Consider the following 25,166-nt stretch of genomic DNA (forward strand, 5'->3'; position numbering starts at 1 on the left):
GCACTCCTCACTCAGCACTCTACACATCGTAAATCAAACACTCTAAAGCATCTGGGTGCATTTCACAGTAGTCATCTAGGGAGGTTCTGTATTTTTGGGCTTGTTCTTGGTGGGATTTTTCGGCTTGTAATTCTTCGACGATATCCCAGGCTACAGCGCAATTAGGGGAGTTTTCGCCGTTCTGCTCACAGGTGAGGCGGGCTTCGGCGATCGCTGTTAAAATAGCTTTCTCTAAGGTGGTGTTGGAGTTAACGGAATTTGACCCTACGTTAAAAGTTGCTGTCATGGTCTTTATCGCCTCTTTCTACTGAGATCAATATGTGATGAGGAACTTGTACTCTTAGTCTAGATAAACTTCCCAAAGGTTGTAGTAGTGAACACCGTCATAAAGAAATTCAAAATTCAAAATTCAAAATACCCTACGGGAAGGCTTGCGCCTACAAAATTAAGAAAGCCTTATTACATAAGAGTTTCCGAATTTTTCTTGATTTTTGAATTTGGGGGACTTGGTGTTTTTGGGAATTCCTGTAGAGTACATCAGTTAATAATTGCTATTTCTTTTATGTTGCACTCAAAATCGGATTTGTGTACAATTCTCAGAGAAATTTGATGTAAGTTGACAAACTATCAATAACTGCAACAATTTAGTCGAGATTTTTCATTTATTCTCAAGATTTCATGTTTAATTCTTGTTGCAGACGATACAGAATTGTATTTTTATCGACTTGAGAAAGAATTTCTTGAATTACGGTGTCAGCACCCAATTGTCCCCAGGTGCAGCCTTTTTCGAGATAAACTTGGGCGGCTTTCCCTACAGAATATGCACCATAACCGGCGATTCCGGCTTGAGCGATCGCACTGCCAGCAAAGGCGGTAATATTAATGGGGTTATCGCCACTAGCTAAGGCGGCGGTACTTTTGCCTAATCCTAAGAGAAAACCGCTTCCTAGTTCTCCTAGTAATAAACCGCCAGAACTTAATAAAATTGTTTTGAAAATTTTCCCCGCTTCATAGCTAGTCATGGGTAAGCCGTACAATCTCGCTAAGGCGCGAATTAAGGCTAAATCAGCCACCGTTCCGCCGAGAATATCTAATACAGCGACAGGATTTAACCCGACGGCTAAGGCTTTATATTTAGTAAATTGCCAGATGATATCTTCCGCCTCTTGTTCGCGGATGTCAAGAGTTTTTTCGGCGATCGCCGCTTCTGCATCCCGTGCTTGAATGAGGGCGTTTAAAGCTAACAGCGATCGGCCTTCACGGTTGAGAATATTTAAAATAGTCTGTTTAAGTTCGTCTACCTGTGGCGGTGGTGTTTCCCATTCATAACTCTCCGTACCATCAGGCCATTCTACTCGGACTTCCATTGGCGCAGGTTCAGCCGCCACCATGACAATTTCGTCAGGTAATAAAGGCTGAGTGTGGGGACTGGCTGCACCTAGTTGTTGTAAATTTTGATATATTGCGGCTCGGTCTGTGTCTGGGTATAAATCGATTTTATTAAACACTAAAATCAGGGGTTTTTGTGCTTGGCGTAATTCTAAAAGTGCTTGATATTCAGTACGGGTAATATCCCCTGATACCACAAACAAAGTTAAATCAGCCTGACGCACCACATCTTTAGCCATTTGGGCGCGTGACTCTCCCTGAATTTCATCTAGTCCTGGTGTATCAATTAATTCTACTATAACTTTGTCCCCTGGTTGCCAACGTACTGAACGCGGCCATTGTGTCACACCATTAAGGGGGCCAGTTTGTAAAATTTTGCTGCCCAACAAAGCATTTAATACCGCCGATTTTCCACGACTCACTAAACCAAAAACGGCTATTCTAATGACATGAGAGTCTAGTTTGTTGAGTGTAGAGGTTAAAGTTTCTAATTCTGGTTTAACTAAAGCTGCTAATTCTGGGTGAAATGAGGAATTTCCTGGTTTCCGAAGATATCCATACCAAGACAGTGCTTGTCTGAGACTAGCACGAGCGCGATTAAGGTGAGTTTCTTGCAAGTTACGCACAGACGTTAAGTTGATTTAAGTTGGCGAAATCACAGGCTGTATTTCTATTTTGCTTCAAAAATTAGCACTCACCCGACTGAAGAAATTTCACTGCATTAAAAAACTCCACCCAGGGGAGGATGGAGTTTTTCGGGTATGGGGAATGGGGCATGGGGAATGGGGAAGAAGTTACCATTACGCCCCTCAAATATAATAGCGTATGAACAGGATTTTTTGACAACAATGATAAATTTAATTTTACTGATGTAGCGATCGCCTAATTTGATGCCAAACTAACCCTGCTAAAATCAAGCCTAGACCGACTTGCCAGATTTTAGACTCTACCCAAAAAGCCAGGAATAAACAAGATAATAAGCCTACCCAACCTATCCACATTGGATACAAACGTTCGGCAGTGGGGAGTCGTAAAGCTGCAAAGTTGGTGATGGCGTAGTAAATCAAAACACTAAAGGCACTAAACGACCATGTGGTTTTGACATTGCCTAATAATACTAAAAGTGCGATCGCTATACCTACAACTATCACCGCTACATAGGGTGCTGTTTGTTGTTGGTTGAGACGCGCTAGAAATCTGGGTGCATCTCCACGCCTACCCATTGCCAAGAGTACGCGAGATAAGCCCAAAATCAAGTTTAACAATACACCCAACATAGCAGCGATCGCACCAACGGCTAACACTATCGCCGCACTTGTACCGCCGACACTCCTAGCTACCACTTCCAACGGAGCAGCTTTGCTTTGTCCCACTGCATTAGCTAAAGTTTCTACACCTACAGCCCCAATTCCCACCGTCGCCACTGATATATATAACAACATCGTCAGCAGCAAACAAACAATCATTGCCTTGGGAATGGTTTCCCTGGGAGAACGCGCTTCTTCCCCCATAGTTGCGATGCGTCCATAACCTGTATACGCTACAAACATCAAAGCACTAGCGTGCAGGATATCTCCCCAAGAACTACTGAAAAATGGTGTTAAGTTATTAACTCCTTGAGTTGCAGCACGAGGTAAGCAAATCACAATAAAGACAAACAAAGATAGCAGAGTTGCCGAGACTATCAGGATATTGACAAGATTAGAGCGTTTAATCCCACTCAAAACCACCACAGTCATAATTAACACAGCTAAGACAGCTATAGGAATAGCCCAACTAGAACTCACTCCCAAAAGATTGAGTAAGTAACCAGCAAACCCCAAAGCCGCAGTCGCCGCCGAAGCTGTTTTAGCGACTAGAAACATCCAGCCAGCAGTGAAACCAAAAGCCGGAGTGAGATACTTATAACCATATTCATAACTACCGCCACTAACGGGATGATTAGCTGCTAATTGCGCGCTATTAAGTCCATTACAAGTAGCGACGATAGCCCCAATAGCCACGGCTAAAATCACAGCAGGCCCTGCAATACCCGCCGCAATACCAATACTGACAAATACACCCGTACCAACAATCGAACCCAGTCCCATGAGTGTCGCACCGAAAACCCCTAACTCTCGCTGAAGTTGGGGTGGTGAATTGGTGACAGACATTTTGCATCTCTCCCTATTTATCTGAAGATATGATTGCAGATTCTATAGGGAATGGGGAACGGGGAATAGGGCATGGGGCATGGGGAATTGCGAGACAAGGTAGACAAGGTAGATTTTTCCCGATGCCCAATGCCCTCATAGATCCTGACTTTGTGGATAGGTTAATGATTGGCTCACGCAAAGGCGCATTCGGCGAAGCCGTTCCCGAAGGGTAGGCGCGAAGGAAGATTAAGAAGCTGTAGTTGTGTCGTAAAGCTTTCTGTAATTGCAGATATCCTGGTCTTGGATGACTATAGTTTCGGAGTTTGAGTTTGTGTTGTGGCGCAGTCTCCGCAATAGTCCCTCATTAAGTGAAGTGCTGGGAAGTTTACTACTATTTTTCGCCTGTGGACAACCTGTGCATTTATCGACAAATGTGGGGAATTTAATTTCTCTCACATCTTGCACCTGGAAATATGAATGTCAAAACCACAACTACGTGCAAGAGGAGTGAGGCGTTCAATGTTAAGTAAAAGAAGATACACTACTAATTGAGGGAAAATAGATTCAAGAGCTAGTTGTGCAGCTTGACCCCAATCAGGTGGTGATGCTGACTGAGTATGCAGATAACTCCAATGGGCTATGAGATAAGCAGTGAGAGAAAGGATAAGCCAACGATACATACCCAGCAGAGTTCCTTGCCCAAAGCGATGTAAACCAAAACGGTGCTTGGCGGTTTTGAACCATCCCTCAATCTGCCATCGACGCTTACCCCACCATTTAAGAGTAGAAGCTTTAATCGGGCGAGTAGATAAAATAAAACGTTTTTCTAGTTTGCCATTATCGCGTTTTAAGTAATACCAAGAAACAGTAACAGGAAAGCTTAACCCAAACAGATAAACCTGTTGCCCTTGCTGATGTAAGCGTCTTAAAAGTCTACCATCTGCTAATTTACGGCTAATAGATACACCAGTAATAGCATGATATTTCAGACGACGTACACCCTCAAGAAATTCTATACTGCCAAAGGCCGTATCAGCTAAAATAATTGTCTGGAAATGTTGAGTTAAAGATTGCGGTAAACGTTTCACGAGTTTCAGTCCTAGCTTTGCAGGGGAAGGCGTTCCCTTACCTCTCCAAACCCTAAAATTCCAAGGGATACGGCATCTTCCAATTACCAAATAAACCACGACCAGATGCAAACCGCGTTTACCATTGTAGACTCTGATTAAATCACTAAACTCTTGAAATTTACCTCGTTTCTCTAAAGTCGTTAGGTCAATTATTACTTGTAAAAAGGGTTTTCTTCCTTTAGCAGATGATGCTAAAACCTTGAGTACTGTTTGTAATGCGGTGGAACGAACAACACGAATCATCTCCCTAGTTGACCAAGGATTGATATTGAGAAATCGGCTGATTGCACTTGGAGATTTTGTTTGACTGTGTTCGGGTAATGGGTGTCCTTGTGCCTCTAAAAATAATGCCAGCATAGCTTCTAAATTATCTTTCTGGTACTGCGTTGGCATCAGTTCTTTCAGGCTATAAACTAGTTTTTGGGCGTGGGCAAGCATTAATCAGTGCTTTGTTTAATTCAAGTATTTCACGCCTTTTCTCTCATGTTTTAAGTATCAAAGGCAAACATATCCATGTCTTCGGCGAAAAAGTAACCGCCGACGCGGAAATCTTACTTTCTACGCAATATTACGGCATTTACGTTCTATTTATAACTAAATTTACTTATCTATCCTTATTTGAATCTTGTTATAGTTTTGTGCTGTCTATTGGCTTTCTACGGGTATCTACGTTAGGTGCAAGAAGTGAGTTTCTCAGTCTATGGGACATTTGCGATCGCACCGTTGTTTAATCATCCTCGATAATGTGGAATCTATCTTAGCTAGTGGCGACCATTCTGGGCGTTATCAAACAGGTTACGCAGATTATGGTGATTTATTCAAGCAAATCGGTGCCACAGGGAAACTGCTAACCACTTTCCCAGTTCATTTAGGAATGTCAGTAGCATTTAGTCCCGACAGCACCAAATTGGCTTTTGGTAACTTTGATAACAGCGTCAATATTTGGGACATCACCACTAAACAGTGTTACCGCACAATTACCGGACACAATAACTGGGTGTGGTGGGTAGCCTTTAGTCCTGATGGTCAGACTTTTGCCACTGGTAGTGCTGTGGAAAAAACCATTAAACTCTGGGATATCCAAATAGGGGAATGTCTCCACACACTACAAGAACATCAAGATATGCTCTGGGCGATCGCCTTTAGCCCTGATGGTAAGATATTGGCTAGTACCAGCAGTGACAACACCATCAAACTCTGGGACATAGCTAGTGGTAAGTGACTTACCACCCTCAAAGGACATCAAACTTGGGTAATGTGCGCCACCTTCAACTCAGAAGGTAATATGCTGGCGGTTGGCGACGGCTATGCGGCGATCGCAATTTGGGATATAAACACAGAACAGCTTATCAATACATTTAAAGCCGAGCAGACTTACAAACAGATAACTATCTATGCAGTCACAGGTTTAACCGCACCGCAAAAATCAGCCTTACTCACTTTAGGTGCTAGTAGTTACTGAACTACTATGTCTTCCAACCTTAGCGACACTCGCGATATTTAACGTGATAAACCAAACCACGGTGTGCCAGGTCAAAAGAGTCAACAGTCGCTATTCCTGAACCACTAGCAGTCATCGCCGCATTCACCCGCATATTTACACTATCGCCACAACGTGACCAGACATCAGCTACAGTTGCTAATTTATGTCGGATATCATAGTTGTTTTCGCCTCTCAATGTTTTAGAAAACACAGGCCCACGTTGACCAGCAAAAAAGTATTCTGCTCTCAAATTTGCAGTTGTGCTGGGAGCAACATAACCCCGAAAGTCCGCATCATAAAAAGAAACCTGGAAGCCTTGGGGAACTTTAATGGGAATGCTCAGATTACAGCTTTTGCGTCTTTGTGAACGCTGACTTGCATCAGCGATAAATTCATCAAATAGAATAGTTAGCTCTTGTCCATCAGGACTCACACTCACACTAGCAGTTCCCCCAGGACAACCATTACCACCGTAATTTGCACCTAGAATCTGCACACTAGGATCATTTGCCAAAGCAGGGCCAACGGAAGCAGCCATCAACGTAGCCGCAGCCATGAAAGATTGAGCAAACTTAACAGAAGTTTGCTTGAAGTTTTGACTCTTCATAACTCACCTTATATGGGTATATTTAACAATGTTGTTGGAAAATTTTGAACTCAGCCGAGTACGTTCATTTTCGTAGTTCCCATGACAGCCAGGAGTGTAAATTTGTTTCCCAATTCAACAAACTTCGTTTTTTTAGAAGAAACTTTACTAAATCCAGGTAGTTTCACACAGTCAGTCTCAGGTATTGCAACCAGTGAAAAATTACTCACAATCCTTACCCCACCTAGATTGTCAGCAAAACCTCCAATATAAATCCATCTTTACCAAAACTTCAGTAAGAATACTCCATAACCCATGCCCCATGCGCCATACCCCATGCCCCATGCCCACCGTAAAAACAACCATTAAACTTCATTGCAAATTAAGAAGCTCAGTAAAACAACATGATAAGTTTCTTATGATGTGAAAGAACAGCACGCTAAGATAAGGAGAACACAGTGGCAATGGAGTCAAATTTATCCCAAGGCGCGTCTTTAACAAAAGAAGATATCAGTGAATACGTTGCCCATCTACAGTTGCACATGACTCTGCAAGCTCGCAATCTACTTCCAACCCTCAAACCAACACAAGAAGACAGTCGAGAACAACTGCTACATCAAACCCAAGCCACCTTTGAAAAGCTGGTTTCTCGTCAGGGTTTGTAGTTTAGAAAAAATATAATTAACAAAAAAAGCAAATAAAATGAAAGCAGATTACGTTGAGTGCAACTCAAAAGTTAACTCAACCGGTCTGCTTGTTTATTTTTTGATTATTTAGTGACCGAAATCACTCCTTGGGAGCAACAGCAAAGCACGGAAAGCCGTTAAGATAATTGCAGCAGTTCCCCTCTTCCCAGTTAGTTAAGGCTACATGGCAGCCCACATTAAAATGAACTCCTTACTTCCCCAAAACCTCAGCGTTGTCATCCGGCCAGTCCAATACCGGGATCTGGACGGAATTGAGCGTTTATCTCAAGAATCTTTCGCCGCCTTGTCTCCCGAAGGAGCTAACCTTGTTAACCAGCAAATGCAATCGCTGCATCGCTGGTATGGCTTACTTAGGTTTTTAAGTTGGTTCCCCAACCCCCTACAACATCGTTTCTGTGCCTATGTAGCCGAACAAGGGCGAATACTGTTAGGGATGGTTCAAGTATCGCCTTTCAATCGCACACGCACCACTTGGCGCGTTGATCGGGTGATGTTAGATAGGAGTGCAGATAAACAAGTAATTGGTTCCCAACTCCTGCGCCATTGTTTTGAGTCGATTTTAGAAGCGCGGACTTGGTTATTAGAAGTGAATGTCAATGATTTAGACGCATTGGCACTTTATCGTCAAAATGGCTTTCAGCGTCTTGCTGAAATGACTTACTGGGAAATCGAGCCGGAACTGCTGACTGAATTAGCGCAAGCTGAACCAGATTTGCCTAATCTTTTACCTGTGAGTAATGCTGATGCTCAGTTACTCTATCAACTAGATACAGCCTCAATGCCCCCTTTAGTGCGCCAAGTATTCGATCGCAACAACCGCGACTTTAAAACCAGTTTATTCGGCGCGTTAGCTGATGCTGTCAAACAATGGGTAACAAAAACCGAAGTCGTCAGTGGCTACGTCTTTGAACCCCAACGCAAAGCCGCCATCGGTTATTTTCAGGTACAACTTGAGCGCAAAGGCGACACACCCCACGTTGCCACCCTGACCGTCCACCCTGCCTATACTTGGCTATATCCAGAGTTATTAGCCCAGCTAGCTCGTATTGCCCAAGATTTTCCCCAGCAAGGATTAAAACTTGCTTCCTCTGACTACCAGCCAGAAAGGGAAGAATACTTAGAACGGATTGGCGCAAAACGCATAGAACACACCCTCATCATGTCCCGTTCCGTATGGCACAAACTACGGGAGTCCAAATTTGTCTCCTTAGAAGGGATTCAATGGACTGACGTACTACAAGGCTTACAACCTGCCCGTAAACCCATACCCGGCGGAATGTCCTGGGCAGAAGTCAGACAAAAACAAACCCCAGAAATCCCCGTCAAACACCAGTCCGAATCAGTCACATTTAACAGTAAAAATTGTCACATCGACTCAGTTTGTCATCAAGAGTTGACAGAAGAGCAGCAGGAGAATTAAGGATTGCTGACTTTTGAGTAGAGGCAGGGGGGCAGGGAGCAGAGGCTGACAGGTGTAGGTTTTTGATGTGGGTATGAGTGGACACTCTCAGACAGAGTTCTAAACGTGGTTCAAATAACGAAATTTCGTTCTTAGGTAAAAAATCAAAGACTAAAATTTGAGTTTTCAACTAACGGAAAAACCCCATTTCAGCCACGTTTGTAAAATACCTACACCTGTCAGGGGAGCAGAGGCAGGGGGCAGGGGGCAGGGAGCAGGGGGAGAAAGATACAATGCCCAATGCCCAACGCCCCATTCCCAATGACTAATGACTATTGACTATTGACTGTTGACCATTGACTATTGACTAATGACCACAAAACATATATCAGCACTAGGATTAGATGTAGGGCGTAAACGCATTGGGATTGCAGGGTGCGATCGCACAGGGTTAATCGCTACAGGACTTACTACTCTGGAGAGGACATCTTTTGAACAAGATGTGTCACAAATCCGTAATTTAGTCGATGAGCGTCAAGTGCAGATACTAGTTGTGGGTTTACCCTATTCAATGGATGGTTCTTTGGGCTTTCAGGCGCGTCAGGTACAAAAATTTGCCAATAGGCTCTCTAAAGCTCTACAACTGCCTTTAGAGTACGTTGATGAGCGATTAACTTCCTTTCAAGCTGAACAACTCATGATTGCTGAAAATCGCTCGCCCTCGCGCCACAAAAGTTTAATTGATCGCAAAGCCGCAGCAATTATTTTACAACAGTGGCTAGATAGTAAACGAGCTATAATTAACAGTTCCGAGATAGCCGTAGAGTATTGATACCTTTGAACATGATATTCTGAAATCTGTTACGCAGCAGTGGTATTCAAGTCTAAAGCTATTTGCTTGACATTACCCGTCACAAAACAGCAAAGCGATTTTTCCAACTGTTGGTACTTATAAAGTTTTATTTCTTAGCTATGTTTTCTTCTCCATTTCCTGAAAATAACGATCAAGCTCCCACAAGTTCCATCACTTTGACTGATGATAAGGGGCGAACCCTTGAGTGTTACGTAGAACGTTCGCTTTCAGCAGATGGACAAGAATATGTTTTGTTGCTTCCTATCGATTCATCCATCGAAATTTTTGCCTGGGAAGGTGAAGGTGACAACGAGGAAGCAGTTTTAGTAGAAGATGATGACATCATTGACGAAATCTTCAGCACTGCTCAAGCTGTCTTAGCGGAACAGAACCTAGTATTGAAAAATACTGCTTATGCCTTAACTGTTGCTGGTGATTTACCTCCTGTAGAAGAATCAGACCTGTTTACTTTAGAAATTGAAGATGAAGAAGCAGATTTAGAACCTGAGCAGTTGCAGTTAATCACCACTTTCTATCATCATGAGCAGGAGTATGCCATCTATACACCGCTTGATCCACTGTTGTTTTTCGCTAGACTATCCAAAACAGGCGAACCCATACTGCTTTCCCCAGAGGAGTTTCGGGAAGTACAACCACTTTTAGAAGACCAACTGTTTAATGAAGTGGAATGACAGGCAGAATTTTTAATTAAAAATCAAAATCTGGCATTTTTTATCTAAAATTCTGGAATTTTTAATTAATCATCAAAATTTTAGTCCCAGAGTCAAGCACCTATCATGGCTCAGGGCTATTTGTTATGTAAAGAAGTTTAAGTTAGGCTGAGAATCGTATTATACCAATTTTGAATTTTGAATTTTGAATTCGGAGCGAAGCGACGTGACCTGGAACAAGTTCTTACAGCCTGATTTAGCTTTGGGTGATTCGATATTGAGTCTTACCCCTGAGATTATTCAACATTATGAGCTAAAAGGGCTAGTGTTGGATGTGGATGAAACTTTAGTCCCGATTACAGTGGGAGCAGCTTCCCCAGAATTGAAAGCCTGGGTAGAGCAAGTCCGCACCCATACAGCATTGTGGCTAGTCAGCAATAATTTAAGCGAAGCCCGAATTGGTAGCATTGCTCGTTCTTTGAATTTGCCATACTACTTGGGAGCAGCCAAACCTTCCCGCAAAAAAATTCGTGCTGCACTCCAGGCGATGGATTTACCGGTACATCAGGTAGGAATGGTAGGCGATCGCTTGTTCACTGATGTGCTAGCCGGAAATCGTCTAGGTATGTTTACAATTTTAGTAGAACCCATCCTTCACCCTGATGCTGTCTTGCGTTCCCATCCCATTCGCAACTTTGAAGTTTGGCTTTCGGAAATCTTGGGAGCATCAATCATTACTCATGATACAAAAATTCATAAAGATTGATAAATGGTTAAAAGACTAAATCTAAAAAAATAATTAAAAAAATTGAGGAATGAACAAAAATCGCAGATTATAAGTATTAATAACATCGGAGTCAGCAAAAAAAGAGACTCCAGCCCATAACAAACCTATATAAACTCATAAAGCGTCAGCCTCAACATATAGAGGGACTGACGCTTTGTAGTTTAATAAAATAATTCACTTACACTCCCAAACTTGATCCCCGTTGACTGTTAACTAATAACTGTTGACTAATGACTAATGACTAATGACCAAAACAATCGTCGTCAAAATCGGTACATCTAGCCTCACTCAACCCCAGACTGGACAACTAGCACTTTCTACGATCGCCACATTAGCAGAAACCTTGACGCATTTGCGACAGCAGGGTCATCGAGTCATTTTAGTATCTTCTGGCGCGGTGGGAGTGGGTTGTGCGCGTTTGGGTTTAACCGAAAGACCCAAAGCGATCGCCCTCAAGCAGGCTGTAGCGGCTGTTGGTCAAGGGCGATTAATGCGTGTATATGACGATTTATTTACTACTTTGCAACAGCCAATTGCTCAAGTATTGCTCACACGCAGCGATTTAGTCCAGCGTAGCCGTTACCTAAATGTCTCCAATACTTTTGCTGAACTGCTGGAATTGGGTGTGATTCCAGTCGTGAATGAGAATGATACAGTCGCCGTTGATGAATTGAAATTCGGTGACAATGACACCCTATCAGCCTTGGTTGCCAGTCTGGTAGAAGCCGATTGGCTATTTTTACTCACCGATGTTGATAAGTTATATTCTGCTGATCCCCGTTCTGTACCTGATGCTCAACCAATTTCTTTGGTAACTAGCATGAAAGAATTGACAGAATTACAAGTGCAAACAGGCTCTCAAGGGTCACAATGGGGTACTGGTGGAATGGTGACGAAAATCTCAGCCGCGAGAATTGCGATCGCCGCAGGTGTGCGTACTGTGATTACCCAGGGAAGATTTCCCCGCAATATCGCCAAAATTTTACAAGGGGAAGCCATCGGTACACACTTTCTCCCCCAACCAGAACCCACCTCAGCCCGGAAGCGTTGGATCGCCTATGGTCTAGTGCCGACAGGGAAATTATATTTAGATACTGGTGCGATCGCTGCTATTGTAGAAGCTGGAAAATCCTTATTACCCGCCGGTATTAAAGCCGTTGAAGGGGAATTTGACAGCCAAGACGCTGTACAATTATGTGACGGCAACGGTCAAGAGATTGCTAGGGGATTAGTAAATTACAACAGCGCCGACCTAGAAAAGATTCGTGGTTGTCACTCAAGGGATATTCCCAGGATTTTGGGTCACGTCGGCGCAGAAACTGTAATTCATCGAGATAACTTAGTTCTCACCTAAAAAGAAAAACCCCGAAAATTTCGGGGTCAAGGATAGTTGAACCGCATGATTTTCCACTGATGAGGCTTTACAACTTTATTAAGCCATATAAATATTCGCTTTGAAAAAAGGTAGGAAGCCCTACCCTTGTAAAAAGCTTATCTTTTAGCCTGCATTAAATATCACACAGGGATTTGACAGAGATATTACAATCCAGTGAAATTTATATGTAAATATTCCTGTGAGCGTTGACTGAGTTAGTGTGATCAACTGGGACAGGCGATCGCTACAAGTTGATAGATGCTATCATGGCGTAAGGAAACTTATTCTCAGTAATTTCCTAAATTCGCCTAGTTTGAGTTACTTCAATACTCAAAAAAACTCAAACTCGTGAGTTTATATCTGGAGAGGTGTCCGAGTGGTTGATGGTGACGCACTCGAAATGCGTTTTGGGGAAACTCAACGGGGGTTCGAATCCCCCCCTCTCCGTTTAGTACAATCAACTCGATGAAAAAGTAAGGGGACAAAGGATAAAAGCTACCCACAAGGAGTGTTAGCGGCGTAACTTCACTCACAGAAGAAGCAAGCTACACGTCAGCGTCTCTACGAGAAGTTTGGTTTGTACCCCCTAGTCCCCTCTTCTCCCTATCCCCTCTAATCAAATGATGGGAAATTTAAACACATCCCTCAGAGAGATGACTGAAAACAAGAGTAGCTCTAAATTGATTCTGGTGTGTCGAATAACTGCTTTCTATGGAGGTTTAGCACTGGCTAAACCTTTTTTATTGATAGTTGATTTTTGCTTGAGGATGATTGATTTATAGCGATAATTTGCTCATTTTTATGTCTTTTACACGTCTGTATTTTTGATACATCTGAAGTTATATTTCCACATCCATAGATAGATGAACTAAAGAAAGACTACCAATATATTAAACAGTATATGGTAAACTCTTGGTATTAATGGGCTTGGCTACTCTCCGAGCCTATTTTGTTAAAAACTAGAATTAATAAATTTATTTTTAATCAACAAATAAATAGGAATCCGGTTTGAATTTTGTTAAATGGAGGGTGTTATCTCCATGACTGTTTGCTGAATAGAGAACAGAAAATTAGGACATAAAAAATTTTGCCTAAACGGTCTTAAATTTTAAATACGCGAATCTCTGAAGATATTAAATATTTCTGGGGATGGGGGAAATAAAATTGTGCGATCGCTATAATCTAATCTGTTAATGCCTGAAAAACGTGTGTGTACCCTGGAAAGCCATCCAGGGTATTATTTTGCGTTTTTTAGCTGCTAAAAATATCTCCAAAACGGTATTTAGCAAAATTCATTGAATACTTGTATTGGATTGCATTTGAAGATGGCATACCAAATTTTTTAAATTTTGTACACATCTTAATGAGAGATGAATTATTATCCAAACAGGCATAAATTAAGGATATATGGTAAACACCTGGTATACCTAGAGGCTGAGAAAATCCTCAAGCCTCTTTTTACTTTTTTGTATTATTTATCATATCTCTTTACTCGATAATTATGTCTGATAAATTAATACTCAATTTCACAAGAAGAGTAGAACAATAAAACGAAATTCATAGATATACACATACTCCAGGAAGATGATATTTAAAAAGTTTTAGATTAAATTGTGTTATTACGTTGTTAAGCACAGCAATTATCAAGGTTTGGTTATAAACCAAACCTTTTCTATTATTAAATAAGTTATTACATATCAGATGTTAGATAATTTGTATACAATCTAGAGGCAGATGACCTAGAGAATGAGTGAGTTTACATTAGTTTTGGTGTAGTAAATGCTTGGTATATAATTAGGCTTGGAATCACCAAGCCTTTTTTATATGTAATTAAAATAATTTGATAGAGTAATTCAATTTTTTTTATTTTGTCTAGCAGCAGAAATTTGCCAAGAAGCTTTTTAAATATTGATATCTTTTTAAAAAGAAAATATGGAACATATGGGATCATACCCATAATGACAGGAAACTGCACAGAGTTTAGTGCAGAAATCAAGTGTTAGTGCGTCAACTTACAACTGAAAACACGCGGTCAAAGCCACAGCCAAACCATCCGCAGCATCATCTGGCTGGGGTATATCTTCTAAATCTAACTCCCGTGCAACCGCTTCTTGCACCTCTAATTTATCAGCATTGCCATAGCCAGTTAAAGCCTGTTTGATTTGAGCAGGGGTATATTCTACATAAGGTAGATGATGTTGTGCCAAGGTGAGCATGACTACGCCTCTAGCTTGTGCTACTAGAATGGTGCTTGACATACGATAAAAGAACAGTTTTTCAATCGCCACCAAATCAGGCTGTACATGATCAATGAGAGTATGTAAGTCATCGTACAAGGTACACAGACGTTGTCCCATATCTGTGTCTTTTGAAGTTCTGATGACTCCGAAATCCATGACATTGACTGTTGTATCTTGTATGAGGTTTGGGTTTTTTGTACAGCTAATAGCCCCAAATCCCAGAATAGCCAGTCCTGGATCTAACCCTAAAATTCGTTTTTCCATGTAAGTTTTTGTAACCAAGTCTATTTATTTGGCAATATTCACTATCTGCCCTTAGTTTAAATACAGCAGAAAAATTTTCTAATTTCACACTTGGTGTTAAAACCAGTTAGTGTACATTTTCTGTTAATTATTGTTTGTACCACTGTTCCGAATTAGGTATGTCAATCGGTTTTTTCAGACAAGCCCTCCACTCGCTGCAACAAAAATCACGCAGCCGAACTTCTCATCGGGTGAACCAGTGGTTCAAATGGTTATCCCCTGGACTTTCGGTTAAACGTTGGTTGCTGATTAGTGTTGGAGGTGTACTGCTGGCGATTTTGGGGTTAGCAATTTGGATTAAGCTGACCCCTATTTTTTTGATGTTGGAATTACTTAAGGTGTTTTTAAGTGCGATCGCCAATATCTTACCCAACTATATCAGCGGCCCGTTAGTTATACTTTGTGGTTTATTGTTGGTGTTGTGGGGACAAACTCGCACCGTGGGTTCAATTACTCAGGTACTCAGACCAGATGCAGAAGAGGAATTAATTGACGTTCTATTAGCTCATCGTCGCCTGTATCGTGGCCCCAAAATCGTAGTCATTGGTGGGGGAACAGGACTATCAACCTTACTCAGAGGATTAAAAACCTATAGTGCTAATATTACCGCTATTGTCACAGTGGCTGATGATGGTGGTTCTTCTGGCAGGCTACGTCAAGAATTTGGGGTGCTACCACCAGGAGATATTCGCAACTGTCTAGCCGCTTTAGCAGACGAAGAAAAATTATTGACAGAATTATTTCAATATCGTTTTCGGGCTGGCGATGGATTGACCGGTCATAGCTTTGGTAACTTGTTTCTCACGGCTATGAGTGATATCACAGGAGACTTAGAAAGGGCTGTTGCGGCCAGTTCCAAAGTCTTGGCGGTGCGGGGACAAGTTTTACCAGCGACTTTAAGCGATGTCCGTCTATGGGCTGAATTAGCTGATGGTCGTCGTATTGAGGGCGAATCGAATATTCCCAAAGCTGGGGGTAAAATTGTCAAAATTGGTTGTATTCCTGAGAGTCCTCCGGCTTTACCAGCTGCAATTAAAGCTATCAAGGAAGCTGATTACATTATTATCGGCCCAGGCAGCCTTTACACTAGCATTATTCCTAACTTATTAGTCACAGAAATTGCTGAGGCGATCGCTGAGTCCGAAGCCCCGCGTATATATGTCTGCAACATCATGACCCAACCAGGGGAAACTCAAGGATATAGTGTTGCAGATCACATCAGGGCGATTGATGCAATTTCCGGTGACAGACAACTATTTGACGCTGTATTAGTACATAAAAAATCACCCTCAGCCCAATCACTCATCCGTTATGCTCAACAAAATTCCCATCCGGTATTTTTAGACAGAGAAGCTGTATCCCAATTAGGTAGAAGAATTGTCTTAGCCAACGTGATGTATGAAGATGAAATTGGCTTTGTGCGTCACAATCCTCAAAAACTAGCAAAAGTTTTATTAAAGTGGTACAGTGGCGCGCATCATGGAAAATAAGGTGATAGTCAACAGTCAATAGTCCATAGTCCATAGTCATCACTATCGGAATATCTGTTGACTGTTGACTAATGACTAATGACTAATGACTAATGACTAATGACTAATGACTAATGACTAATGACTAATGACTAATGACCAACTTATGAAACTTCTTCTTCCTGACACGGCAGCAACATTAAATATAGGTATAATCTTGGGGGAAAAATTAGCTGCTGGTAGTGTCATTTTACTAGAAGGTGATTTAGGTGCAGGTAAAACTACGTTAGTTCAAGGTCTTGGCCGGGGTTTAGGTATTACTGAGTCGATTGTCAGCCCCACTTTTACCTTGATCAATGAATATACGCAAGGACGTTTACCGCTTTACCATCTTGATTTGTATCGTCTAGAACCACAAGAGGTTTCAGCATTAAACCTGGAAATTTACTGGGAAGGTGATGAAGTGACTCCCGGTATTGTAGCGATTGAGTGGTCAGAACGAATGCCTTACAAACCAATGAGTTACTTGCAAATACATTTAACCTATGGAGAACAAGGCGATCGCCAGGCTGAAATTACACCCTTTAACTGCACTATCGACGATATAATTACTACTTTATGAAAAGCTTTTGTGAAATCTTGGTAAAAAAGCTGTCAATACTTCAGTAATATCAAAATGATTCATCAAATACCGTGCATGATGGTAAATAATTCACCCGTCAATACATGGATATGTTTCTTGATTTACCAGCACTAACAGCATAATTACCAATTAACCTTCATTCCATAAAATACAAGCATTGAGCGATATTCGAGGTTTAATTCCCCACTCGTGCTATCTACCGCTACCACGTTCATCGAAAAAATTCACTAACATACATTGTCTTCTTTATTCAAAATTGGTGAAATATTGTGCAATTGCGGATTTGCTGTGTTTACCATCTAATAGATTGCGTGCCGTGTCTAGATAAATTGAGTATATTCACGGTTACTTGATCACCAGATGGACAAAAATTTAACTCATTTCTTGCATAAATGCTTTTTTTGGCTTTACATAGCAAGCAATGAGATGTTTTTAATACCTGCTTTATTAAAGGAATTAAATTATAGTGAAACCTGACATAAACCTGTCCTTGAGTGAAGAATCTTGCTGATTAGGTTTTGAGAAGACTGCTGTTAGCCAGTAATACTGGTAAATTTTTTGCGCCTTCAACACTGCGGTTTTTGCTGTTGAACTATTTCTTAAAATTCTCTGTCAACTGATTGTTGAGCGCAATTCGACTAACATTATTAATTGTTGATTGTCGGCTTCTGCTCAGTCCTGCTAGGCTTTTCAGCCACAGCCTTGTTTGAACAATTAGTGATCACAGAGAGTAGAAATAGGTTTTAAGCAGGTACAAAATAAGTGCATATAAAATTTGTATATGTATAAAACATATTATTCACCGAAATTTGCCCGTTTACTTAACCCTACTTTCCTCTACAGTTCTTTGCTAAAACATCCGGATAGTTAAGCACAAAAAAGCTAATGCAGAGAAATTAAGTAATTATTAATTTCTGAATTAGCTGTGTTAGCTGTCTTCGTACTTAAGTATTCCCAAACTCAATTCAGGATCTATACAAGTAAAGTTACTAATTGTTAATTTATTTATGAGATAAACTGATTTAGCTATTTCAGTATAAAAAGTTATGCTTATATTGAAATATGACTATAGATAGATGAAAATAAAAGTAATTTCACAGAAGTAAAGCTAGTACATATACGAAAAATTTCAGTATATATACTCCGCAATTAGCTTAAAATATTTTTCCTAAAGTTCTTTACGTAAAAATACTAATTAGACTTAATAAAAGCAGCGATCGCATCTTTAACTCTAGGGCCGCAATCATTTCTAGTGTAATAGGTACACCCCTCATCAATAAATTGGGATGCAGCATCAATAAATCTTTTTACAGTTTCAGGTCTAGCATCATCCATTTCTTCACTTAATGGATTTTGGGTAAATCTATTGACTCTTTGTTCACGTTCTAAAAGAATGCGAGTGTCTCTATGGCTTTCCTCATCTTTAGGTTGAAACCTTTCATTTAAATCAAACTGAAGCCGCAAATATCGTTGAGAATTGTATCCACCCATAATTTGACGGCAAATTGTGCTACTGATTTCTGATGTCGGTTCCATAAAGATATCAATTAAATGCTGCGCCCAGTTGATACCCCGCCAACTTTGGACTTGTTCAAACAAGAAAGGTTCACCACTTTGACCCGTACCAATAGACAAAATGGCGATATCCTCTAAACTGACACCCTCTAGTTTATATTCTCGTTTAATTTCCGGTGCGATCGCTGATTGACTCAGCCGCAATACTAAACTTAATGCAGCCAAAGCCGGGTTATTTGCTCCCACTCCCCCATCAATATGCGGAAATACCCAATCACCAAAGATTTTTTTATTAACTGGTTCTAATTTATATGGCGGAAAAAAGGTCGGCGCAGATGCTGATGCTGTACACAACTGCCAAAGATGACATTCGTCGTACCATCTTAATCCCACATCGGGATGACAATTAGTAAAAAATGTTGTGTTCCGGTAAAGGGTATCGTAAGCCAAAATTAAAATTATCTTGTTTTTAATTTCCTGAATACGTTTGTCACCTAACGCGTCTTTTAAGACATCAATTAGTCCTTGATGAGAATATTTAGGTGGTGCAAACGCGTCTAGTAACGGTTGGATCAAGTCAGGAAATTGCTGGAAGCGTTCTTTGCGGTGGCGAGGAAATATTGTCTGACCCCTATCCACATACATTTGTACTAAATAATCACTACTTTTCCCGACAGCAATCCCAGCAGTTAAAATCGATCCCGTGGACGTACCAGCAATCAGGTCAAAATATTCCCATAAAGACTGACCCTTGTGTGCTTGAATTTGTCTCTCGACTTCTTGAAGAATGCGTGCTGTAATTACTCCACGTATACCACCACCATCCAAACTCAAGATTTTGAAGGACATTGTACTTCTCCCCTCTGACTAGTCAACAAGAAATCACCCGGCTTGAGTAAGTCTCAGCAATCAGCACTTACTTGGTTAAACTATTATCTATGGTGGCAGTATACGTAAAGTCTAGATGATATTTGCTACACGAAACTTAAAGCTTGACCCCGCACTTGTGTATTGAGTTGACCTTGGTCATAAACAATTTGACCCCCCACAATGGTAGTCACAGCCCATCCCGTCAAATTCCAGCCTTCAAAGGGACTCCAGCGACATTTAGTTAATAATTCTTCACGGCGCAAAGGGCGATATGTGTTCAAGTCTACGAGGACTAAATCGGCATCATAACCAGGTGCGATCGCTCCCTTATTCGGAATCCCATAAGCTTCAGCCACAGCCTTAGACATCCAATTAACTACCTGGGGAACCGTACATTTACCTGCCATCGCCGCAGTTAACATCACAGCTAAAGAAGTTTCTACCCCCGGCATTCCAGAGGGTGTATTGGGATATTCTTGAGCTTTTTCCTCTAAAGTATGGGGAGCATGGTCGGTAGCAATAAAATCAATCACACCATCTCGCAAAGCTTGCCAGAGAACTTCATTATCGTGGGGCGACCGCAATGGGGGATTCATCTGTGCTAAAGTACCAATCGTTTCATAAGCACTGGTATTGAGCATTAAATGTTGTGGTGTTACCTCCGCCGTCACCCAACTGGGTTTATCTTGACGTAATAACTCTGCTTCCTCCGCCGTAGACATATGCAGAATATGTAAACGACGTTGATATTTTTTAGAAAGTTTTAATGCCAACTGAGTTGCTAAAAGTGCCGCTTGATTGTCTTGGATTTGAGAATGAATGGCGGGGTCATGAATACCTGCAAATTCTTGGCGGCGTTGGAGAATTCTGGCTTGGTCTTCCGCATGAACCGCAATCAATCGCCGACCTTGAGCAAATATCGACTCCAGTAAAGCCTCTTGATCAATCAATAATTGACCGTGCATCGACCCCATAAAAATTTTAATGCCTGGGGTTGGTGATACTGTTAGTAAATCTGGGAGATTTTCTGCCGTAGCCCCAATAAAAAAGCCATAATTAACTAAGCACTTGTTCGAGGCACGTTGTAATTTGTCGTCTAATGTTTCCTGGTTAGTGGTGAGAGGACGAGTATTGGGCATTTCCAAAAAGGATGTGACCCCACCTTTGGCACAGGCGCAACTCGCTGTGAATAAATCTTCCTTATGCTCTAATCCAGGTTCGCGGAAATGCACCTGCGGATCAATAACTCCCGGCAACAAAGTTAAACCTTGTGCGTCTATCTCTATTGCTGGTGTTCTTGTGGCAATTTCTGGTGCAACTTCTACGATGTGGCGATCGCTAGTTAACACGTCTCCCACCATCGCTTCCCCACTGGGTAAGATGATGCGAGCTTGCCGAATTAATATACTTTGGAGTGATGACATCAAACTAACTACGTTCCCATAAACAGCTAAATTTAAGCAGTAACTTGGCTACAATTAGTCCTGATTTTTGAGATTTTTGTTGACATCAAGGGAAATAACTACCAAAAAAACCTCAGAATCATGACTACGAAATCAAGTTTCTCCCATTAAAATTAACAAGTATAGTATCCCTCAAGAGTTAATTACCGACAATTTTATTTACTTCAATAATTTCATGCAAAATCAAGTGTCTGACAACAACTCTAGTCAACAACCCGATAATTCCTGGATCGCAGAACTAGGCAGAACGGTTATCTTAAGTATTGTTCTCGCCTTGGGTATTCGCACCTTCGTCGCCGAAGCACGCTGGATTCCCTCTGGTTCTATGGAAACAACTCTGCACGGTACTCCAAACCAATGGGAAGCAGACAAGATTATTGTTGATAAATTGAAGTATAAATTTTCCGATCCCCAAAGGGGAGATATTGTAGTATTCTCACCAACAGAAGAGTTACAAAAAGAACAATATCAGGATGCGTTTATTAAGCGGATTATTGCTTTGCCAGGGGAAACCGTCGCCGTTAAAAATGGCAGAGTGTATATCAACAATCAACCCCTGAAAGAAGATAAATATATTACTACTAGTCAAAATACTTCTGTTGATGTTTGTCAATCAGGGCCACAACCACCTTTTTTAGCTAAATCTCAAACAATACCTCCTAACTCTTATCTAGTTCTAGGTGATAATCGTAACAGTAGCTACGACAGTCGTTGTTGGGGTGTTGTACCACGTAACAACATTATTGGGCGCGCTGTACTGCGTTTCTGGCCAATCAACAAAATTGGAGAAATTGATAAATCACCTTTATATCCCCAATAAGTGATCATTTGAGAAAGTCAATTGGCGATCGCCATTAAGAATAACAACATCACCCTAAACTGCTCCTTGAACTCAGTATGAGGGACTTCCCAAGCAACAATATTCCCTTTTCTAGATTATTGACAATTTTTGCTGTTATTCCTGAAAGCCTTTATTTTTTGGAAGTCCCTAACTATTTATAGTTATATAAAATAGCAGTTATATTAAAAAATCTAATTTTTGTCTTCAAGATAAAATTACAGTAGTTCTCAATTTCATAGCAAATAAATGCCCCTCACCATATCAAGATTTTTGATGGATCAGGTTGTAAAACAAGATTGATAATTTTACTTATTTGCCGTTTTAGTGAATTGTATATAATTTAACTAGTAAATGCTGCCTTACTGAGTAAGGTTGAGTATGTGCTATCTTCTCTCTCTATCAAACATGATAATTTTGACACATTAGTAGCTGCTTAAAAGATGCGTTTCATATTGCAGTTGCTCACAATTCGTTAAATACTTAGACAAAACAAGATTAGTTAGATACAGTTAATTCGTTGTAATCCCTGATATAGTCATGGCAACGCATTGTATTACTTGTATAAGATATGTATTGTGTATTTTCAGGTGATATCGAATTAATTATAGTGTTATAACAAAGTTTGATGTTTATAAGCCAGAAGATATGTGCTAAAAATTTAAGCAAATGTAAATAAATTAAGTATGGCTATATACTAATAACAGTTAACTGCTTGATATCTTACGTCATATGTAGTGTTAGTATTGACCCTACCTACTTATGTCACCTATTGGGCTATGATTTCACCAAAAAGTATACTTGGATACAAATAACAGTCTTAAGGTCTTAATAATTTAGCGAATAAGTATTTATAAAGTGTCAGCAAAGTATGGAACTAACTGGAACAGATGCAGAATGAATTACCTGTGCTGAAAACCAATAAAAAAGACATTTTGATCATTGACGATATGGTTGACAACCTGCGAGTTTTGTCATCAATTCTCACCAGAGCAGGATATAACGTTCGCAAAGCTTTAAACTGGCAAATGGCTTTAACTGCTTGTAAAACAGTATTGCCAGATTTAATTTTGTTGGACATTATGATGCCAGAAATGGATGGTTATGAAGTCTGTCAACGTTTTAAAGCGTGGGAACTCACTGCGGACATTCCTGTAATTTTCATCAGTGCTTTAGATGATGTGTTTGATAAAGTTAAGGGTTTTAAAACAGGAGGAGTAGATTACATCACTAAACCCTTTGAACTCGAAGAAGTTCTGGTAAGAGTGCAGAATCAAATCAAATTAAGAACAACGCAACTAGAACTCATGGCACTTAACTCTGAACTAGATCAAAGAGTAAAACAAAGAACTTGGGAGTTAGAAAAAGCCTTACTCAAATTGCAGCAGGAAATTACGATCAGCCAATCTCTTCAAAGTAAATTACTAGATATCGCTCTCCATGACGCACTCACTGGTTTGCCGAATCGAGTCTTATTTATGAAGAACTTAGAGAAAGCTTTAAATCGTGCCAAACAGGAATATGATTATCATTTTGCTGTGATGTTTTTAGACTGCGATCGCTTTAAAATCATCAATGACTCCCTGGGGCATTTAGTAGGAGATGAATTGCTGATTGCTCTTGCTAATCGTATTCAGTTATGTCTAACACCATCAGATACCCTTGCTAGATTAGGTGGCGATGAATTTGGAATTATTTTAGATAATCTTACAGATATTAATATAGCTTTAGAAATTGCCGAAAATATATTACAACAATTATCTACTAACTTTAAATTATCTATATATGAAGTCTTTATGAATGTCAGTATTGGTATTAGTTGGGGTACTAAAGATTATGAAAAACCAGAGCATTTATTAAGAGATACTGATACAGCCATGTATCACGCTAAAGCTATGGGCAGAGCTAGATATCATGTGTTCACGCCAGCCATGTACCAGAATGCTATCCATGCTTTAGAAATGGAAAATGACCTCAGAAGAGCCATCGAAAGACAGGAATTCATAGTCTATTATCAGCCAATTGTTGCCTTATCCACAGGCAGAATTTCTGGGTTTGAAGCACTTATACGCTGGAAACACCCACATCGTGGCATCATCTATCCTACAGAATTTATTCCTATTGCTGAAGAAACAGGTTTAATTAAACCGATTAATACATGGGTGTTACAGTCAGCCTGTGAACAATTATGTAGCTGGCAAAATTATTCAGAACTAGCTAAAAATTTAACAATTAGTGTTAACTTAAGCGCACGCTTATTCTATCAATCAAATTTTATTGAACAATTTGATGAAATTATTCAAGCCACCCAAGTTAATCCTAAACTCTTAGAAATAGAAATTACAGAGAGCGTAATTATGGATAATACGGAAGAAATTAAAGCTACTCTGCAAAAATTAAAACAACGCCAAATTAAACTTATTATGGATGATTTTGGCACAGGTTATTCATCCCTCAGTTATCTACATATATTTCCTTTTGATGCTCTGAAAATCGATAAATCTTTTGTTAAACTCATGCAGTTAGATAAAGCAAATATGGGTTTAGTACCAGCAATGATTAGTATTGCTGAATCTATGGGCATAACTGCCATTGCAGAGGGTGTTGAAACTCCAGAACAGCTAGCACATCTTAAAGATTTGAATTGTGACTTTGCTCAAGGTTATTTATTTTCTGAACCTATAGAGCAAAAATTTATAATTGACTTTATTAATTCAGTACCTCAGTGGTAAGTTATAGCAATCTCAACAAGTAAGAAACAACAAAACTGATTGAATTTCTGGATTTCATTACTGTTAAATTAAACCCAAGCATACATTAACCTGGGATTTTGGTATATTCAGGCTTTTATTTTTCATCAAATAAAAGCATAATAGAAATGTGAATAATTTGTTAGCACCTTTACAATCATTAACCAAAGGTAACTGGTTCAAACTTATTTGCGGAGCTAGTTTCCAACATCTCCCCACAGTCAGAAGTTTAACAATAGCCTATACTTTGGCTGGTGCTGACTGTATAGATGTTTCTGCTGATCCAGCAGTTATTGCGTCCGTACAAGCAGCTTTACAAGTAGCAAAAAGCTTGACAGGTGATGCCCAAGAGCGCGGTTTTAATTACAAAGGTAATTTACCATTCTTAATGGTCAGCTTGAATGATGGAGAAGATCCTCATTTTCGCAAAGCCGAATTTGATCAAACTCAATGTCCCCAAACTTGTCCTAGACCCTGTGAAAAAATCTGTCCTGCTCAGGCAATCATATTTAACCGTACAAAAGACAATTTTTCAGGAGTTGAATCCCAAAAGTGTTACG

Annotated in this window: 22 protein-coding genes, 1 tRNA gene and 1 pseudogene (1 of these 24 only partly in view); 16 read left to right on the plus strand and 8 right to left on the minus strand. The window is 40.3% G+C overall.

Features of this window, described 5'->3' with window-relative positions; genetic code table 11:
* Window positions 1–19: 19 nt before the first annotated feature.
* The 3 genes from ACQFX9_RS29335 to ACQFX9_RS29345 all read right to left on the minus strand — a co-directional run bounded on the left by ACQFX9_RS29335 (window position 20) and on the right by ACQFX9_RS29345 (window position 3,542).
* The gene (locus ACQFX9_RS29335; protein ID WP_427160021.1) at window positions 20–286 is read right to left on the minus strand and encodes a Calvin cycle protein CP12; all 267 of its coding nucleotides are present in this window, start codon (window positions 284–286) and stop codon (window positions 20–22) included.
* Between the two features lie 382 nt (window positions 287–668).
* Complete coding sequence (locus ACQFX9_RS29340) at window positions 669–2,015, minus strand: GTP-binding protein (protein ID WP_427160022.1); 1,347 nt, start codon at window positions 2,013–2,015, stop codon at window positions 669–671.
* Between the two features lie 237 nt (window positions 2,016–2,252).
* Window positions 2,253–3,542, minus strand: coding sequence for an APC family permease (locus ACQFX9_RS29345; RefSeq protein WP_427160023.1), 1,290 nt, complete (start codon window positions 3,540–3,542; stop codon window positions 2,253–2,255).
* Between the two features lie 29 nt (window positions 3,543–3,571).
* Between ACQFX9_RS29345 and ACQFX9_RS29350 the strand changes: the two genes are divergently transcribed.
* A complete protein-coding gene (locus ACQFX9_RS29350; protein WP_427160024.1) occupies window positions 3,572–3,757 on the plus strand; it encodes a hypothetical protein in 186 nt (61 codons plus the stop codon).
* A gap of 276 nt (window positions 3,758–4,033) precedes the next feature.
* On the opposite strand, the pseudogene ACQFX9_RS29355 reads toward ACQFX9_RS29350, so the two are convergent.
* Window positions 4,034–5,092, minus strand: a pseudogene (locus ACQFX9_RS29355) (transposase); the annotation flags it as partial.
* An 11-nt stretch (window positions 5,093–5,103) separates the two neighbouring features.
* On the opposite strand from ACQFX9_RS29355, the gene ACQFX9_RS29360 reads away from it, so the two are divergent.
* Genes ACQFX9_RS29360 through ACQFX9_RS29370 form a run of 3 tightly spaced genes read left to right on the plus strand, consistent with a single transcriptional unit; the run spans window position 5,104 to window position 6,116 of the window.
* Window positions 5,104–5,385 (plus strand): hypothetical protein, encoded by a 282-nt coding sequence (locus ACQFX9_RS29360; protein WP_427160025.1) that lies wholly within the window; start codon window positions 5,104–5,106, stop codon window positions 5,383–5,385.
* A complete protein-coding gene (locus ACQFX9_RS29365) occupies window positions 5,355–5,876 on the plus strand; it encodes a WD40 repeat domain-containing protein (protein ID WP_427160026.1) in 522 nt (173 codons plus the stop codon). Before ACQFX9_RS29360 ends, ACQFX9_RS29365 begins: the two co-directional genes overlap by 31 nt.
* Window positions 5,877–5,909: 33 nt before the next feature.
* A complete protein-coding gene (locus ACQFX9_RS29370) occupies window positions 5,910–6,116 on the plus strand; it encodes a hypothetical protein (protein ID WP_427160027.1) in 207 nt (68 codons plus the stop codon).
* Between the two features lie 19 nt (window positions 6,117–6,135).
* On the opposite strand, the gene ACQFX9_RS29375 is transcribed toward ACQFX9_RS29370, so the two are convergent.
* Window positions 6,136–6,744 (minus strand): DUF4360 domain-containing protein, encoded by a 609-nt coding sequence (locus ACQFX9_RS29375; RefSeq protein WP_427160028.1) that lies wholly within the window; start codon window positions 6,742–6,744, stop codon window positions 6,136–6,138.
* Between the two features lie 443 nt (window positions 6,745–7,187).
* Between ACQFX9_RS29375 and ACQFX9_RS29380 the strand changes: the two genes are divergently transcribed.
* The 7 genes from ACQFX9_RS29380 (at window position 7,188) to ACQFX9_RS29410 (ending at window position 12,962) form a co-directional block, all read left to right on the plus strand.
* On the plus strand, window positions 7,188–7,388 hold the full coding sequence (locus tag ACQFX9_RS29380) for a hypothetical protein (protein WP_103140877.1): 201 nt from the start codon (window positions 7,188–7,190) through the stop codon (window positions 7,386–7,388).
* A gap of 205 nt (window positions 7,389–7,593) precedes the next feature.
* The gene (locus ACQFX9_RS29385) at window positions 7,594–8,850 is read left to right on the plus strand and encodes an N-acetyltransferase family protein (protein WP_427160029.1); all 1,257 of its coding nucleotides are present in this window, start codon (window positions 7,594–7,596) and stop codon (window positions 8,848–8,850) included.
* Window positions 8,851–9,199: 349 nt separating this feature from the next.
* A complete protein-coding gene (gene ruvX, locus ACQFX9_RS29390) occupies window positions 9,200–9,661 on the plus strand; it encodes a Holliday junction resolvase RuvX (protein ID WP_103139858.1) in 462 nt (153 codons plus the stop codon).
* Window positions 9,662–9,801: 140 nt separating this feature from the next.
* Window positions 9,802–10,374: a DUF3727 domain-containing protein gene (locus ACQFX9_RS29395; protein WP_236143341.1), complete on the plus strand. Its 573-nt coding sequence runs from the start codon at window positions 9,802–9,804 to the stop codon at window positions 10,372–10,374.
* Between the two features lie 205 nt (window positions 10,375–10,579).
* Window positions 10,580–11,119: a YqeG family HAD IIIA-type phosphatase gene (locus ACQFX9_RS29400; protein WP_103139856.1), complete on the plus strand. Its 540-nt coding sequence runs from the start codon at window positions 10,580–10,582 to the stop codon at window positions 11,117–11,119.
* Between the two features lie 265 nt (window positions 11,120–11,384).
* The gene (gene proB / locus ACQFX9_RS29405) at window positions 11,385–12,494 is read left to right on the plus strand and encodes a glutamate 5-kinase (protein WP_427160030.1); all 1,110 of its coding nucleotides are present in this window, start codon (window positions 11,385–11,387) and stop codon (window positions 12,492–12,494) included.
* Between the two features lie 383 nt (window positions 12,495–12,877).
* Window positions 12,878–12,962, plus strand: a tRNA-Ser gene (locus tag ACQFX9_RS29410).
* 1,565 nt (window positions 12,963–14,527) lie between these two features.
* On the opposite strand, the gene ruvC is transcribed toward ACQFX9_RS29410, so the two are convergent.
* A complete protein-coding gene (gene ruvC / locus ACQFX9_RS29415) occupies window positions 14,528–15,019 on the minus strand; it encodes a crossover junction endodeoxyribonuclease RuvC (protein ID WP_427163033.1) in 492 nt (163 codons plus the stop codon).
* Window positions 15,020–15,177: 158 nt separating this feature from the next.
* Between ruvC and ACQFX9_RS29420 the strand changes: the two genes are divergently transcribed.
* Together ACQFX9_RS29420 and tsaE are read left to right on the plus strand one after the other, a co-directional pair.
* Window positions 15,178–16,548 (plus strand): gluconeogenesis factor YvcK family protein, encoded by a 1,371-nt coding sequence (locus tag ACQFX9_RS29420; protein WP_427160031.1) that lies wholly within the window; start codon window positions 15,178–15,180, stop codon window positions 16,546–16,548.
* 145 nt (window positions 16,549–16,693) lie between these two features.
* A complete protein-coding gene (tsaE, locus tag ACQFX9_RS29425; protein WP_427163034.1) occupies window positions 16,694–17,149 on the plus strand; it encodes a tRNA (adenosine(37)-N6)-threonylcarbamoyltransferase complex ATPase subunit type 1 TsaE in 456 nt (151 codons plus the stop codon).
* Window positions 17,150–18,361: 1,212 nt separating this feature from the next.
* On the opposite strand, the gene ACQFX9_RS29430 is transcribed toward tsaE, so the two are convergent.
* A complete protein-coding gene (locus ACQFX9_RS29430; protein ID WP_427160032.1) occupies window positions 18,362–19,534 on the minus strand; it encodes a patatin-like phospholipase family protein in 1,173 nt (390 codons plus the stop codon).
* A gap of 125 nt (window positions 19,535–19,659) precedes the next feature.
* Complete coding sequence (locus ACQFX9_RS29435) at window positions 19,660–20,979, minus strand: dihydroorotase (RefSeq protein ID WP_427160033.1); 1,320 nt, start codon at window positions 20,977–20,979, stop codon at window positions 19,660–19,662.
* Between the two features lie 214 nt (window positions 20,980–21,193).
* On the opposite strand from ACQFX9_RS29435, the gene lepB reads away from it, so the two are divergent.
* The 3 genes from lepB to ldpA form a co-directional block, all read left to right on the plus strand.
* Complete coding sequence (gene lepB / locus ACQFX9_RS29440) at window positions 21,194–21,838, plus strand: signal peptidase I (protein ID WP_427160034.1); 645 nt, start codon at window positions 21,194–21,196, stop codon at window positions 21,836–21,838.
* 908 nt (window positions 21,839–22,746) lie between these two features.
* Window positions 22,747–24,588 (plus strand): two-component system response regulator, encoded by a 1,842-nt coding sequence (locus tag ACQFX9_RS29445; protein ID WP_427160035.1) that lies wholly within the window; start codon window positions 22,747–22,749, stop codon window positions 24,586–24,588.
* 148 nt (window positions 24,589–24,736) lie between these two features.
* Window positions 24,737–25,166: the 5' end (the start) of a circadian clock protein LdpA gene (gene ldpA / locus ACQFX9_RS29450; RefSeq protein ID WP_427160036.1), read on the plus strand. Its footprint extends 686 nt past the window's final position; only the first 430 of its 1,116 coding nucleotides appear in the window; its start codon is at window positions 24,737–24,739; its stop codon lies beyond the right edge, outside the window.

The organism is Aliinostoc sp. HNIBRCY26 (assembly GCF_050235535.1).
GTDB lineage: Bacteria > Cyanobacteriota > Cyanobacteriia > Cyanobacteriales > Nostocaceae > Trichormus.

Bases quoted from the DNA above. Each gene is read 5' to 3' on its own strand.
- ACQFX9_RS29335 (WP_427160021.1), bottom strand. From the start codon at position 286: ATGACAGCAACTTTTAACGTAGGGTCAAATTCCGTTAACTCCAACACC.
- ACQFX9_RS29445 (WP_427160035.1), top strand. From the start codon at position 22,747: ATGCAGAATGAATTACCTGTGCTGAAAACCAATAAAAAAGACATTTTG.
- ruvX (WP_103139858.1), top strand. From the start codon at position 9,200: ATGACCACAAAACATATATCAGCACTAGGATTAGATGTAGGGCGTAAA.
- ACQFX9_RS29365 (WP_427160026.1), top strand. From the start codon at position 5,355: ATGGGACATTTGCGATCGCACCGTTGTTTAATCATCCTCGATAATGTG.
- ACQFX9_RS29370 (WP_427160027.1), top strand. From the start codon at position 5,910: ATGTGCGCCACCTTCAACTCAGAAGGTAATATGCTGGCGGTTGGCGAC.
- lepB (WP_427160034.1), top strand. From the start codon at position 21,194: ATGCAAAATCAAGTGTCTGACAACAACTCTAGTCAACAACCCGATAAT.
- ACQFX9_RS29395 (WP_236143341.1), top strand. From the start codon at position 9,802: ATGTTTTCTTCTCCATTTCCTGAAAATAACGATCAAGCTCCCACAAGT.
- ACQFX9_RS29380 (WP_103140877.1), top strand. From the start codon at position 7,188: ATGGAGTCAAATTTATCCCAAGGCGCGTCTTTAACAAAAGAAGATATC.
- ACQFX9_RS29375 (WP_427160028.1), bottom strand. From the start codon at position 6,744: ATGAAGAGTCAAAACTTCAAGCAAACTTCTGTTAAGTTTGCTCAATCT.
- ACQFX9_RS29435 (WP_427160033.1), bottom strand. From the start codon at position 20,979: ATGTCATCACTCCAAAGTATATTAATTCGGCAAGCTCGCATCATCTTA.
- ACQFX9_RS29430 (WP_427160032.1), bottom strand. From the start codon at position 19,534: ATGTCCTTCAAAATCTTGAGTTTGGATGGTGGTGGTATACGTGGAGTA.
- ACQFX9_RS29385 (WP_427160029.1), top strand. From the start codon at position 7,594: ATGGCAGCCCACATTAAAATGAACTCCTTACTTCCCCAAAACCTCAGC.
- ruvC (WP_427163033.1), bottom strand. From the start codon at position 15,019: ATGGAAAAACGAATTTTAGGGTTAGATCCAGGACTGGCTATTCTGGGA.
- ACQFX9_RS29345 (WP_427160023.1), bottom strand. From the start codon at position 3,542: ATGTCTGTCACCAATTCACCACCCCAACTTCAGCGAGAGTTAGGGGTT.
- ACQFX9_RS29420 (WP_427160031.1), top strand. From the start codon at position 15,178: ATGTCAATCGGTTTTTTCAGACAAGCCCTCCACTCGCTGCAACAAAAA.
- ACQFX9_RS29350 (WP_427160024.1), top strand. From the start codon at position 3,572: ATGATTGCAGATTCTATAGGGAATGGGGAACGGGGAATAGGGCATGGG.
- proB (WP_427160030.1), top strand. From the start codon at position 11,385: ATGACCAAAACAATCGTCGTCAAAATCGGTACATCTAGCCTCACTCAA.
- tsaE (WP_427163034.1), top strand. From the start codon at position 16,694: ATGAAACTTCTTCTTCCTGACACGGCAGCAACATTAAATATAGGTATA.